The 13,207-nt window shown below is 62.1% G+C and carries 15 protein-coding genes; 5 read left to right on the forward strand and 10 right to left on the reverse strand.

The annotated features are described in order from the left end of the window. Positions 1 to 5 precede the first annotated feature (5 nt). The gene (gene nac, locus AMK02_RS23020) at positions 6 to 911 is read left to right on the forward strand and encodes a nitrogen assimilation transcriptional regulator NAC (protein WP_064807084.1); all 906 of its coding nucleotides are present in this window, start codon (positions 6 to 8) and stop codon (positions 909 to 911) included. Positions 912 to 921: 10 nt separating this feature from the next. Here nac and AMK02_RS23025 read toward each other — a convergent pair whose 3' ends face one another. The 10 genes from AMK02_RS23025 to AMK02_RS23070 all read right to left on the reverse strand — a co-directional run bounded on the left by AMK02_RS23025 (position 922) and on the right by AMK02_RS23070 (position 8,869). Continuing rightward, the gene (locus AMK02_RS23025; RefSeq protein WP_064807085.1) at positions 922 to 2,124 is read right to left on the reverse strand and encodes a pyridoxal phosphate-dependent aminotransferase; all 1,203 of its coding nucleotides are present in this window, start codon (positions 2,122 to 2,124) and stop codon (positions 922 to 924) included. A 61-nt stretch (positions 2,125 to 2,185) separates the two neighbouring features. Continuing rightward, positions 2,186 to 2,953, reverse strand: a complete 768-nt coding sequence (locus tag AMK02_RS23030) for a 5-oxoprolinase subunit PxpA (RefSeq protein ID WP_064807087.1) — start codon at positions 2,951 to 2,953, stop codon at positions 2,186 to 2,188. 21 nt (positions 2,954 to 2,974) lie between these two features. Beyond that, entirely contained in the window at positions 2,975 to 3,970 is a 996-nt protein-coding gene (locus AMK02_RS23035; RefSeq protein ID WP_064807089.1) for a biotin-dependent carboxyltransferase family protein, read from the reverse strand. Beyond that, positions 3,967 to 4,674: a 5-oxoprolinase subunit PxpB gene (gene pxpB, locus AMK02_RS23040; protein WP_064807091.1), complete on the reverse strand. Its 708-nt coding sequence runs from the start codon at positions 4,672 to 4,674 to the stop codon at positions 3,967 to 3,969. The genes AMK02_RS23035 and pxpB overlap by 4 nt, the downstream gene beginning before the upstream one ends. Further along, positions 4,671 to 5,096 (reverse strand): hypothetical protein, encoded by a 426-nt coding sequence (locus AMK02_RS23045; protein ID WP_064807198.1) that lies wholly within the window; start codon positions 5,094 to 5,096, stop codon positions 4,671 to 4,673. The genes pxpB and AMK02_RS23045 overlap by 4 nt, the downstream gene beginning before the upstream one ends. Further along, the gene (locus tag AMK02_RS23050) at positions 5,093 to 6,487 is read right to left on the reverse strand and encodes an acetyl-CoA carboxylase biotin carboxylase subunit (RefSeq protein WP_064807093.1); all 1,395 of its coding nucleotides are present in this window, start codon (positions 6,485 to 6,487) and stop codon (positions 5,093 to 5,095) included. Before AMK02_RS23050 ends, AMK02_RS23045 begins: the two co-directional genes overlap by 4 nt. After that, positions 6,487 to 6,906, reverse strand: coding sequence for an acetyl-CoA carboxylase biotin carboxyl carrier protein (locus tag AMK02_RS23055; RefSeq protein WP_064807094.1), 420 nt, complete (start codon positions 6,904 to 6,906; stop codon positions 6,487 to 6,489). Before AMK02_RS23055 ends, AMK02_RS23050 begins: the two co-directional genes overlap by 1 nt. A gap of 198 nt (positions 6,907 to 7,104) precedes the next feature. After that, positions 7,105 to 7,395 (reverse strand): type II toxin-antitoxin system RelE/ParE family toxin, encoded by a 291-nt coding sequence (locus tag AMK02_RS23060; protein WP_064807096.1) that lies wholly within the window; start codon positions 7,393 to 7,395, stop codon positions 7,105 to 7,107. Beyond that, a complete protein-coding gene (locus tag AMK02_RS23065; RefSeq protein WP_064807097.1) occupies positions 7,383 to 7,661 on the reverse strand; it encodes a CopG family ribbon-helix-helix protein in 279 nt (92 codons plus the stop codon). Before AMK02_RS23065 ends, AMK02_RS23060 begins: the two co-directional genes overlap by 13 nt. Before the next feature lie 137 nt (positions 7,662 to 7,798). After that, a complete protein-coding gene (locus AMK02_RS23070; RefSeq protein WP_064807099.1) occupies positions 7,799 to 8,869 on the reverse strand; it encodes a LacI family DNA-binding transcriptional regulator in 1,071 nt (356 codons plus the stop codon). Between the two features lie 219 nt (positions 8,870 to 9,088). On the opposite strand from AMK02_RS23070, the gene AMK02_RS23075 reads away from it, so the two are divergent. From AMK02_RS23075 to AMK02_RS23090, 4 genes are all read left to right on the forward strand, one after another. Then, positions 9,089 to 10,039: a sugar phosphate isomerase/epimerase family protein gene (locus AMK02_RS23075; RefSeq protein WP_064807101.1), complete on the forward strand. Its 951-nt coding sequence runs from the start codon at positions 9,089 to 9,091 to the stop codon at positions 10,037 to 10,039. A 58-nt stretch (positions 10,040 to 10,097) separates the two neighbouring features. After that, the gene (locus AMK02_RS23080; protein ID WP_064807102.1) at positions 10,098 to 11,330 is read left to right on the forward strand and encodes an ABC transporter substrate-binding protein; all 1,233 of its coding nucleotides are present in this window, start codon (positions 10,098 to 10,100) and stop codon (positions 11,328 to 11,330) included. A gap of 102 nt (positions 11,331 to 11,432) precedes the next feature. Next, a complete protein-coding gene (locus tag AMK02_RS23085; protein ID WP_064807104.1) occupies positions 11,433 to 12,320 on the forward strand; it encodes a carbohydrate ABC transporter permease in 888 nt (295 codons plus the stop codon). Continuing rightward, a complete protein-coding gene (locus AMK02_RS23090; RefSeq protein WP_064807106.1) occupies positions 12,320 to 13,204 on the forward strand; it encodes a carbohydrate ABC transporter permease in 885 nt (294 codons plus the stop codon). The genes AMK02_RS23085 and AMK02_RS23090 overlap by 1 nt, the downstream gene beginning before the upstream one ends. Positions 13,205 to 13,207 lie beyond the last annotated feature (3 nt).

The following is a 13,207-nucleotide window of genomic DNA, read 5'->3' on the forward strand; positions in this document are numbered from 1 at the left end:
TCCTCATGGACATCAGACGCCTCAAATCCTTCATCGTGATCGTCGACAGCGGCAGCATCACGCGCGCGGCGGATCTTTTGCATATCGCCCAGCCGGCGCTCAGTCAGCAGCTGGCGGCGCTGGAGGAGCATTTCGGCCAGAAGCTTTTGATCCGCAGCCAGCAGGGCGTCAGCATGACCGATGCGGGCCATGCGGTGTATCGCCACGCGCAGATTATCCTCCGGCAGATGGAGCAGGCGCAAGCGGATGCTTCGGCGGCCGGCAATTCCCTTGCAGGGCGCGTGTCCGTCGGTCTGGTCCCTTTCAGCAGCGCTGCCACGTTGTCGGTCGATCTGCTGGCGGAGACCCGGAAGCGGCATCCCGGCATCCTGTTGCATCTGACCGAAAGCGTGGGTCAGACCTATAGCCAGATGATCATGAACGGCCGGCTGGAGATGGCACTTCTGCATGGAACCGGGCCAATCAAAGGCGTGCGGTTCGAACCGATCCTCAGCGAGGAATTTTTCCTGGTCGCGCATCGCGATTTTGCGATCGACGCGGATGCCAAACCTGTCGCCGTCAACGCTCTCGACGGGATACCGATGCTGCTGCCGCCGGCCTATAATTTTGTTCGCCGCGCAGTCGATACCGCCTTCACGCGCACCCGCACCAATTTGAAGGTCGTGGCGGAAGTCGAGATCGTCCGCACCCTGGGACGCGCGGTCGGCGACGGTCTCGGCGCGACGATTATGCCGAAGGCCATCGCCGATCGTATCGTATCGGAATCGAGCGAGCCGTTGATCTGCCGGCTCGTCTCTCCGCGGATCGAGGAAACCCTGTCGCTTTGCGTTTCCGACCAGAATCCCCTGTCGGAGCCGGCGCTTGCCGTCCGGGACATCCTCCTCGAGCTGACGGCGCGGCTGAAGGATTAACGGCTGCCGGTCAGCGCATATCCCTACAGAACTCAGCGATGCGGGCGCAGCCTTCGCCGAGTTTTTCCATGCTTGTCGCATAGGAGATACGGAAGAAGGGGCTCATTCCGTAAGCGGCGCCTTGCACGGTCGCGACATGATGCTCCTCGACGAGCGCCATAACGAAATCGACATCCGTTTCGATCTTTCGTCCGCCCTTGCTGGTCTTGCCGATCAGCCCTGAAATGTTGGGATAGATGTAGAAGGCGCCTTCGGGCCTGTGGCAGCGCAGCCCTTCCACCTCCGACAATCTCTCGAGGACAAAGTCGCGTCTCTTCTTGTAGATCGCCGCCCGCTCCTTCAGGAGATCCTGAGGTCCGTCGAGTGCTGCGGTCGCGGCCGCCTGGGTGAGCGTCGCGATGCCGCCGCCGTTCTGACCGTTGACGTTGCTGATAGCTGCCATCAACTCTTTCGAGCCGGCGCAGAAACCGAGCCGCCAGCCCGTCATCGCGTAAGCCTTGGAGACGCCGTTCATCGTCAGGACGCGCTCATAGAGCCTGGGTTCGACTTCCGCCATGGTGCAGAACTGGAAGTCGTCATAGACCAGGTGCTCGTAAATGTCGTCGGTCATGATCCAGACGTGGGGATGGCGCAGCATGACCTCGGCAATGGCGGCCATCTCGGCCCGGGAGCAGGCCGCGCCGGTCGGATTATTCGGGAAATTCAGGAAGAGCCATTTGGTGCGTGGTGTGATCGCCGCCTCCAGATCCTCCGGGCGCAGCTTGAAGCCGGTCTGTTCGTGGCAGGGGACGGCGACCGGGACGCCGCCGGCGAATTTGACGATATCGGCATAGCTGACCCAGGAGGGTGTCGGAATGACGACCTCGTCGCCCGGATTGCAGGTTGCGAGCATCGCATTGAAGATCACCTGCTTGCCGCCGCCCGAGACGACGATCTGGCTGCCGTCATAGTCGAGATTATTGTCGCGCTTGAACTTCCTGATGATCGCGGCCTTGAGGGCCGGCGTCCCGTCCATCGGCGGATATTTCGTGTCACCCGCGAGAGCCGCCGCATGCGCCGCTTCGACGGCGTGCGCCGGCGTGGGGAAATCCGGCTCGCCGGAGGAGAGGCTGACGACCTGGATCCCTTTGGCGGCGAGCTCTCTGGCCCGCTGGGTCATGGCGGCGGATGCTGATATGGAGACGTTTTTCAGGCGGTCGGCTTTGATGGACATCGGAATGGTCCTTCGGTGAGGGATTGGAGTTATGGACCGCCCGCGGGCGATCGGGATCGTGTCATTCGGCGAGTTCGGCGGCGGGAGCGAGCGCCGCGCCGGTGGCTTCGATCTCGCCGCGCACGACGCCGGCGAGTTCGAGGGCACCGGGTGTGTCGCTGTGAACGAGAATGGAGCGCGCCGGCATGGCGATCACGGCGCCGTCGATCGTCCGGACGGTCCCGCCGAGCAGGAATTGCCGCACGCGGGCGCGCACCGAGGCTTCATCCTTGATGACAGCGCCCGGGAGCCCACGCGCGACGAGTTTGCCGTCGGCATCATAGGCACGGTCGGCGAGGAAAAGCGCCAGCGTCTTCAGCCGCGCACGTCTGGCCGCCAATTCGATCTCGCTGCCCGACGTGACGAAGACGACGAGACCGGGGTCCACAGTAGCGATCGCATCCATCATCAGGTCGGAGAGGACGGGATCGCGGTTGACCATATTGCCCATCGCCGCATGGAAGCTGATATGGGAGACGGCGACCCGTTCGCTCCTGGCGATCGCCATTAGGGCGCCGAGCTGATAGAGCATCTGCTGGCGAAGCTCGTCCGCCGAAAACGGTATTTCGCGCCGGCCGAATCCGAGCCGGTCGGGCAGACCGGGATGAGCGCCGATGCCGACGCCGTTCAGCTTTGCGAGCCGGACCATGCGCCCCATCGTATCGGGATCGCCGCCGTGGAAACCGCAGGCGATGTTGGCCGAGGAGACGATTTTCATCATCGCTTCGTCGTCGCACAGCCGGTAGGGACCAAATCCTTCGCCCATATCGGAATTCAGATCGATCTTCATGAGTTCCTCCTCGTGAGGGTCCTAGGCCATCGCCTTCAACGCGCGCTTGACCATCCGGGACGTCCGTCTGACGTCGTCGACATAGCGGGTGACGGCCTGTTCGACAGCGCGCGCTTCGGCGTGTGTCGAGCGAACAAAGCTCAGGCGGGTGCCGATGCGGGCCTGTCCCAGCCGCCAGAGATCGCATTCGATCACACCGGCGATTTTCGGATATCCGCCGGCGGTGTTCGCATCGCTCATCTGCACGATCGGTTCGCCGCCGGGCGGTACCTGGATAACGCCGGGCACGACACCGTGGGAGCGCATCTCGATCGATGCCACCGGCTTGATGGGTTCGCCTGACAAGCGGTAGCCGGTCCGGTCGCTTCGGGAGGAAATCCTCCACATCTGGCTCCAGAAGGCTTCGCCGTCTCCGGCGAAAAGCTCATGCTCGCCAGCCGGCAGGGCGCGGATCGGCAATACGCCGTCGACCGGGGCGGGGAAGACATCGCTGAGCGCTGTCGCCGGTTCGACGACGGCGAGGCCCGTGGCCGGCAGCATGGCAATCTCCGCGTCCTCGCCGACCGCGATCCGATCGCCTTTCGCCAGTGGCCGGCCTGCATTGCCTCCGAAGCCGCCGCGTAGCGACGTGCTGCGCGAGCCCATGATAACAGGAACGTCCAGCCCGCCGCCGAGTGCAATGTAAGAGCGTGCCAGCCGCGGCGGCTGCCTCAGCTCGAGAACCTGTCCGGGTTCGGCGATATGGGCGCACCAGGCAAGCCGTTCCGATCCGTCGAGATGAGCATTGCCGTCGGCGCCGGTTACGGCAAACACGGTGCGTCGCTGGAAACGCAGGCTGAACGGGAAGGTCTGCACCTCGATTGCGGCCGCATTCTCGTCATTACCGAGGAGAATATTGCCGATCCGGACGGCAAGCGGATCCATCGCGCCGCTCGCCGATACGCCGATATCGCGATAGCCGGAACGGCCGAGATCCTGCACCGTATTGAAAGGGCCGCTTTCCAAGATCTCGATCATAGCTCGATCCTCGCCGGCAGGAACCGGACCGTATCTCCCGGCGCCATCATGGCCGGGATCGGCGAGGTGGGGTCGAACATTTCAAGTGTGGCAAAACCGATGGAATTCCAGCCGTTCGGTCCTGTCAGCATGGCGACGCCGGTCTGCATGCCGCCGATGGTCACGCAGCCCTTCGCCATCTTCAGCGAGGGGACGGTCTTCCGTGGCATGTAGATACGTGGGTCGAGACCATGCAGATAGCCGAAGCCGGGAGCGCTTCCCAAAGCGAAAACACGATAGATCGCTTGATGATGGATGCGCACCACTTCGCGGTCGCTTAAGCCCGAGAGATCGCAAAGGGCCGGAAGGTCCGTCGCGTGTTCGCCGCCGTAATGGACGGGGATCTCGATGGTCTTGCCATCGAGATCGATGCTCTCAGCATTCGCCCATGCCTCCAGCAGCCGTGCGACCACCGCATCGGGGTCCTCGGGCGTCTCCTTGAAAATTACCAGCAGATTGGTCATCCCCGGAATGTCTTCCGCGAGGTCCGCCCAGCCTCTCACGGTCTGGGAGAGAGCCCAGATCCGCCGCTGCGCGGCAACGTCGAATTCACCCGGCGCCTCGAGCAGGAAGGCTCTAGCGCCGATCGAGGAAACCCGTGCCCGGCTTTTGGTGGCCGGAACGATCTCGCGTTGCGAAGCGTGCCTGTTTGTCGTGACGATCATGATGGAAACTCGATTTCGAAAAGAGGATCGCCGTAGCCCACCAGCGCGCCGGGCGCGGCGAGCAGCCTGGTCATAACGCCGGAACCGCCGGCGCGAAGGGGAAGCAGCACATCCCCGACCCTGATGAAGCCGAGGATATCGGTGTCGGACAGGGACCGCGGCAAATTTTGCGGCACGGCGGAGGCGGCCGGATGTTCGACGCAGAAGCGGCCCGCCATCGGCGCCGTCACGACCGTCCGTGCAGAGCCCGGCGCGCGCGGCGCTGCTTCCGTCGCGCTGATCCGCGCCTCTCCCTCGCCTGAAATGATGATGCGAAGCTGTGCGCCCGGACGGGAGATCTCCAGCCCGTCCACTCCGGCGGCCGTCAGTGCTTGGGTCAGCAGCGCGATGGTGGCCGGATCGCTGAAATCGATCGCGCTCATGCCGCCGCCCTCCGCAGCTTCAGCCATTGTTCGAGATAGTGAATGTCCGTCTCGCCACGGGCGAAAGCATGATCCTCGAACAGGGCGCGCAGGAAGGGGATATTGGTGGCGATGCCCTCGATTTCGGTGCCGGCAAGCGCCTCGCACATTCTGGCCATCGCTTTTGCCCGCGTCGGCGCATGCACGATCAGTTTGGCGATCAGCGAGTCGTAATAGGGCGAGACCTTATAGCCGGCATGGATATGCGTATCGACGCGGATGCCCGGCCCCTGCGGCAAAGTCAGATGGGTGACGACACCGGCCGACGGCAGGAAGGTGTCGGGATCTTCGGCGTTGATGCGGCATTCGAAAGAGTGGCCTTCGCAGATCACCTGACTTTGGATGAGGTTCAGAACCTCACCCCGGGCCGCCTTTATCTGCGCCTGGACGATATCGACCCCGCTCGTCAGTTCGGTGACGGGATGCTCGACCTGAAGCCGTGTGTTCATTTCGATGAAATAGAAAGCACCGTCCTCATAGAGGAATTCGAAGGTTCCGACGCCGCGGTAGCTGATCTGCCGACAGGCCTCGACGCAGGCCATGCCGACCGGCCGGATGATCTCGGGCGCAATCCCTGGCGCCGGTGCCTCCTCCACTACCTTCTGATGGCGGCGCTGCATCGAGCAGTCCCGGTGACCCAGCCACACGGCATTGCCGTGGTCGTCGCAAAGAACCTGTATCTCGATATGGCGCGGATGCTGGAGGAACTTCTCCATATAGAGCGAGGGTGAGCCGAAAGCCTTGCGGGCTTCTTCCCGGGTCAGCGCGATCGCTTCATGCAACTCACCGGCCTTCGGAACGACGCGCATGCCGCGCCCGCCGCCGCCGCCTGATGCCTTGATGATGACGGGATAGCCGATCTCCAGCGCGAGCCGCTCCACCGATGCGGGATCGTCGGGCAGTGCTGTGTCCGGCCCGGGAACGCAGGGCACGCCCGCCGCCATCATCGCCCGCTTCGCCGCGATCTTGTCGCCCATGGTCGCGATCGACGAAGCCGTCGGACCGATGAAGACCAGCCCTGCCTTTTCGACGGCGTCGGCAAATGCCGCATGTTCCGATAGAAATCCGTAACCGGGATGGATGGCGCCCGCACCGGTCAGGCGCGCCGCGAGAAGAATGGCATCCTGATTGAGGTAGCTTTTCGCCGTGCTCGACGGGCCGATGCAGAGAAAGCCGTCAGCGGTGCTGCCGTAGGGCGCTTCCCTGTCCGCCTCGGAGCAGATGGCGACCGTCCTAAGGCCGAGCTCGCGACAGGCACGCTGGATCCGTGCTGCGATCTCGCCGCGATTGGCGATGAGGACGGTATCGAAGCGACGCCCTGAGACAGCGGATTGTTCAAATGTTTCCGGCATCAGACAATCTCCGCCAGCAGATCGCCGGTCTCGACCTCTCCGCCGTCTATTTCGGTCAGGCGCATGATGCGCCCGGCCCGCGGTGCGGTGATCGTGTTGAAGACCTTCATCGCCTCGATGATGAAGAGCGTCTGCCCCTCCTCCACCGCATCTCCGATCGCGACAAATGGCGGTTCCCCGGGCGCCGGGGCCTTGTGTAGAACGCCGAAAACAGGCGCCGTCACCGCATGGAAGGTTTGCTCGACGCCCGAGGGCGCATCGGCGATCGGTCTCGGCTTTTGCTCGGGTTCGGCGACAGCCTCCTGGCCCGCCGCCGTTCGGAAAATCCGAACCGTCACGTCCTTTTCCGTCACGGTCAGCTCGGTAATATTAGATCGTCCGACAAAGTCGATCAGCGTCTTGATCTTCGAGAGGTCCATGTGCGTGCTCGGAATTTCAAAATCCCACCGCGCATAGCCGAAGTTTCAGATCGCCCGGTGTTGTGATTTCGTAGCACGACGGGCGGATTGATGGGGTCAGACGAAGTTTTGATGGAGCGCAGTCTGTACCCTATGGGGCATCTCGCCTGTCGGTTGCGAATTCCCCAACCGACAGGTGCGGGACCCTCGAAATCCTGGTCAGAACCCGGCTTCCTTCTGATGCCGCACGGCGAGGATCGTCAAAATGTCGCCATCCATACGATAACGAGCGACGTACCCGCTATCTCTGAAATCGATGAGCCATTCCCGGTATTGCTCGGGCATATCCTCGATGAGGCGTCCTATATGGGGATGCGCACCGAGGACGCTCACGCCTTTGAGAATAGTTTCGCCTGCCCGCTTGGCGACTGACGGGTTTTTCGGTCGCAAGAATTCCCGAAGCCGCTCAAGATCGCGGATTGCGGCCGGGGAGAAGATCACTTGTGGCATTCGGGTGCGGACAACTCGTCGTCAGTTCCCCATGTCGAAAGCCATTTTTCGACCTCGGCGCCGGTGACATGCAGTCCCGTCGCTTCAAATTCATTCCAGGCCTCAAGCGTCTCCTGCCGCAGCGCCTCGCGCTTCTCCTCGCGCTCGACATATTGCGCAATGGCTTCACGCATGATCCAGTGGGACGATCGGCGGCGCGCCTCGGCCAGTTGTTGGACGCGGCCCTTCAGCTCGTCATCGAGCTTGAGCGAGGTTGGCGATGCCATAAGGCTTTCCTTAGCTACAGGTAATACCTGGCGCTAACTTAGGCTTCCCTGCGGTATATGTCTATGAATGAATTTACCCATCGCGCAGCGCTTATTCTTACGGTCATGTGCTTCTGGTGTGGTTGGTTCCGCCACCGTCAATCCCTCGCAGGGGCAATGCTCTCCCGCAGGATAAGCTGGCTGCGGATGACGGTGCGCGTCGTTGCCGCATTCTGCGTCTGGCTGATGGCGCCGAGCAGAAGTTCCACGGCCGCGCGTCCCATCTCTTCCACGGGCTGTTTGATCGTCGAGAGCGGCGGCGAACAGAATTCGCAGACCGGGGAGCCGTCGAAGGAAACGACGGACACGTGCTCTGGAATAACAAGGCCTGCGCGTTGAATGATGCTCATGAACGAGATTGCCATGTCATCGCTCGTTGCGATGACAGCCGTCGGCCTGACGGCGAGCTTCATGAAATCGTCGGCGGCGCGAATGCCGATCTCGAAGCCATGCTGGTATTCGAGGTCGCCGCCAGATCTCGACACGGCTTCCTCGGAAAGTCCCCCTGCGCGTAGAGCCTCAAGGACCCCGGCGTAGCGCTCGACGTCGTGGTAGTTTCCCTCGGGGCCGGCTATATAGAGGAAGCGCCGATGACCCGAACGGATCAATTCCATCGTCGCGTCACGGATCGCCTCCCGGTCGTTGGTGACGACGCTCGGCAAACCGGCATCACTCATGTCGAACAACATCGAGACGATCGGCAGGCCTGCCCCCGCAGGCGAACGCCCTTCGATCTCCGGAAGTTTCGACGAGAAGATAATGGCTCCCCGAACCGTGCCGCTGAAGGCAAGATCAAGTATGTGCCGTTCGGAAGCTTCCTCGCGATCGAGATTGGCGATCATCAAGTTATACCCCCTCTGGATCAGGGATTTATTGATGCTTTGCAGGACCTGCGGGATGATCTGCGAGGCGCCATAATAAGGCGAACCCGGCAAAATGATCATAATGGTATTGGATTTTCCGACCCTGAGGCCGCGCGCCATTGCGTTCGGCGTGTAGCCGAGTTGCCTGGCGGCCGCATTGATCTTGGCGCGGGTCTTCTCGTTGACCCGTCCGGGATTGGCAAGCGCCCGGCTGACCGTCGATATCGCGACGCCGGCGAGCCGCGCAACGTCAGCCATCAACGCGCCAGACGGCTCTTCTCCCGCCACGCCTTTGTTTTTATTCACCTTTAGTTCCGCTCCCGGATGCTTCGATTTGCAACTCTAAGGCAGGTGGCGGTTTATAGCAAACGTTTGCCAAAAATCGCTTGCTTAAAAAACCAGCTTGGTTATCATCTGGGTATGGCAAACGATTGCCATTCCTTAATGCATTGAAATCCATGGCTTCTTGGATGTGGAACTCTCGTTCCGCACGCGGTAGGTCATGCCTTGAGAAATGGATAGGTTATGGCTGGCGACAGGCTGCGTTTCGGCGTCGATCTCGTGACATTCTTCCATCCCGGCTTCTGGGGCGTCGGCAGCCATGATGCGATCGTCGACCATGCACGCGCCGCGCCGCGCGCCTTCTGGGACATGATCCTCGACAGCGTCCAAGCTTCCGGCGTCACCGGTGTCGAGTTGACCTTTTCTCCCTTCAACTGGCAGGACGCGATCAAGACCTACGGTTCGATCGATGGCTTTGCCGCCGAACTGGCAAGGCGCGGGCTGACGCTTTGCAGCGGCTTCTTCGCAGAGCTCGAGGCAGCGGGAGACTTTACCGACGCTGAAGCCCAGCGCGCGCTGATCGACAAGGCGGAACGATATGCCGATTTCCTGAAAGCCTGCGGCAGCGACATCATGGTGATAGGAGCCCCGTTACGCCAAACCCTCGGCGCCCAGCCGGTGCAGTTCCACGATTTCGATCGCGCCAAGACGATTGCCGATTTCCTCAACCGGCTCGGCGCGACCCTCCATGCCGCAGGCGTCCGGCTCGCGCTGCACACGGAGGCTCACTCGATCTTTGCCGCCGCGCGCGACGTCGATCTGATGATGCTGCTGACCGATCCAGCCTATGTGCATATGTGCCCGGACACGGCCCACATCATCGTTGCCGGCTCCGACCCCGTCCAGTTGGTTGACCGTCATCACGAGCGCATGATCATCGCCCACTGGAAGGATGCGGTCGGCCCTATGCCAGCCGATACCCCGATCGACAAGCACATCCATGAACGCCACCAGCCCTATTTCTGCGGCTTCGGCCTCGGGCGGGTGGACTGGCCGGCCTGGATCCGGTTGCTGCGTGACCGGGCCTATGAAGGCTGGGCGATCCTCGAACTCGATGCCGCGCCCGATCCCGTCCGCGACATCGCCAACGGGCTCACGCTCGTCCGGCAGGCGCTCCTGCCGATCTACCGCTGATATCAATTCCGAAGACGATAAACGCCCCGCCAAGAGGGCATTTTCAAGAGGTGGAACAATGAAGACCATGATGAAGCTTTTTCTTGCCGGCGTGGCTGTCGCCGGTCTCTTCGCCGCGGCGCATGCCGAGGACAAACCGACGATCGAGATCATGTCGTCCTGGACGTCGGGCGGCGAAGCCGCGGCCTTGAACGTCATCAAGACGGAATTCGAAAAGCGCGGCGGCATCTGGAAGGATTCCTCCATTGCCGGCTTCGGCGCTGCCGATGCCGCCTTCCAGAACCGCATCGTCGCCGGCGACGCGCCCGGCGCCAAACAGGGCGTCATCGGTCTTGCTGCCGCCGATTTCGTCAGCCATGGTCTTTTCAACCCGATCGACGACGTTGCTGCCGCCGGCAAATGGGCCGACGTCTTGCCGAAATCGATCAGCGATCTCATTTCCTATGATGGCAAGGTCTATCTCGCTCCGACCGGAGCCCATGGCGAAAGCTGGGTCTTTTATTCCAAGGAGGCCTTCGACAAGGCCAGTATTGCGCAGGAACCGAAGAGCTGGGACGAGTTTTTCGCTGATCTCGACAAGCTGAAGGCCGCCGGCCTTATCCCGATCGCCTGGGGCGGCCAGCCCTGGCAGCAGACCAAGGTCTTCAACATGATCCTGCTCTCGCAGGTGGGGAGCGACGGCTTTCTGAAGATCTATGCAGACAAGGACAAGAGCGAGGCATCCGTCGACGGCGTAAAGAAGACTCTCGAAATCCTCGGCAAGCTGCGCGGTTATGTCGACGCGGGTGCGGCGGGCCGCAACTGGAACGATGCGACCGCCATGCTGATCACCGCCAAAGCCGGCGTGCAGTTCATGGGCGATTGGGCCAAGGGCGAATTCACCGTTGCCGGCAAAGAGCCTGGCAAGGATTATGGCTGCATGATCGCTCCCGAATCCAAGGGCATGGTCTATATCGCCGACTCCCTCTGGTTCCCCAAGACCGGCAATGCCCAGACCGACAAGGCGCAGAAACTTCTCGCCGAGGTCGTCATGGACCCGACCGTCCAGGTCGAATTCGCCCGTAAGAAGGGCTCTATCCCGATGCGCTCCGACGTCGACAAGTCTAAACTCGACGTCTGCGCGCAGAAGGGCGTCGAGCTGATGAGCGCCGGCGCGATTGTGCCCGATCAGGCGATCGTGCTCACACCACAGCAGGTCGGCGCGCTCGATGATTTCGTCGACGAATACTGGAGCGGCGGCTCGAACGACGCGGCGGCTGCGGCCGAGAATTTCTTCGCCATCTTCGAGTAGGATCGTGTCCGTGGCGTCGGACTGCCTCCGGCGCCACGGCTTCCGCGCTGCGTGCTCCGCGGCGGCGCGTGTTCCGCTTTCCATCCGTCAACGAGCTGGCCGATGTCCGTCAAACGCAAGCGCAATTTTTCCGCGACCATCGCCCTCTTGCCGACATGGTTTGCCGCGGTCGTGGTCTTCATCGGCACCATGGCTTGGTCGATAAGGCTGTCCTTCACCAATTCCACGCTCTTTCCGTCTTCGACCTATGTCGGCTTCGCGCAATATTCGAAGCTCTTCGCCTCGGCCAAATGGCTGGCCTCACTGCAAAACGTCTTGATCTTCGGCGTACTCTACGTCGCGGGCTGTCTGGTGCTCGGCTTTCTGCTGGCCGCCGCACTCGACCGCAAGATCCGCTTCGAAAGCGCCTTCAGGACAATCTTTCTCTATCCCTACGCCATGTCCTTCGTGGTGACGGGGCTGATCTGGCAATGGATGCTCAATCCGACGCTCGGCATCCAGGCGAGCGTGCGTTCGCTCGGCTGGGAAGGTTTCGTCCTCGACTGGGTGGTCAATCGCGACATGGCGATCTATGCGCTGGTGCTCGCCGGCGTATGGCAGGGCGCGGGGCTGGTCATGGTCATTGCGCTCGCCGGCATACGCGGCATCGAGGCCGAGCAGTGGAAAGCGGCGCGCATCGACGGCATCCCCGTCTGGCGCATCTATGTCTCGATCATCCTGCCCCAGCTCGGACCGGCCCTCGCCGCCGCCGGCATGCTGCTCGCCATGGGCGTGATCAAGACTTACGACATCGTCGTCGCCATGACCAATGGCGGCCCCGGCAATGCCACCGAAGTGCCGGCGAAGTTCATCATGGACAATCTTTTCGGGCGCCAGAATCTCGGCCTTGCCACGGCAGGCGCGACGGTGCTCGTCCTCGGCGTCATCATCGCGGTCGCGCCGTTCCGCTATGCGATGCACATGCGCAACCGGGCAAAGGGAGCGGCGTGATGAACCAGCCTCACCCGAACGGGCCGAAGCCGGCGCAGATCACGGCGGGACGTATCGGCCTTTATACCTTCCTGGTCGTCGCCGCACTTTTCTTCCTTCTGCCACTCTATACGATGGTCGTCACCTCGCTGAAGAGCATGGACGAAATCCGGCTCGGGCAGATCTTCGCCCTGCCGGCAAGGTTCGATTTCTCCGCCTGGGTGACCGCGTGGTCGGGCGCCTGCATGGGAACCGTCTGTGTCGGCATTCGCAGCGGCTTCTGGAATTCGGTTGCGATCACCGTTCCCGCGGTCGCGATCTCGGTCTTCATCGGCGCCGTCAACGGCTATGCGCTGTCGCTCTGGCGGCCGCGCGGGGCAAATGCGCTCTTTGGCTTGTTAATGGCCGGCGGTCTCATCCCCTACCAGATCTTCCTCTATCCGATGGTTCGCGCCATGGCGAATATCGGCCTCTACAATTCACTCAGCGGGATCATTCTCGTCCACGTCATCTTCGGCCTGCCGCTGGTGACACTGCTCTTCCGCAACTATTTCGTCAGCGTGCCGGAGGAGCTCTGCAAGGCGGCGCGCGTCGACGGCGCCGGCTTCTGGCGCATCTTCTTCGAAATCATGCTGCCGATCGCCGTGCCTATGGTCGTCGTCGTCTCCATGCTGCAGTTCACCGGCATCTGGAACGACTTCCTGCTCGGTCTCGTCTTCGCCGGGCGCGACAACCTGCCGATGACCGTGCAGCTCAACAATATCGTCAACACCACGATGGGCGAGCGAACCTACAATGTGAACATGGCGGCGACGATCCTGACCGCCATCGTTCCGCTCGCGATCTATTTCCTGTCCGGCCGCTGGTTCGTGCGCGGCATCGCCGCCGGTGCAGTCAAGGGGTAAGGC

It is taken from the genome of Rhizobium sp. N731 (assembly GCF_001664145.1).
Taxonomy (GTDB): domain Bacteria; phylum Pseudomonadota; class Alphaproteobacteria; order Rhizobiales; family Rhizobiaceae; genus Rhizobium; species Rhizobium esperanzae.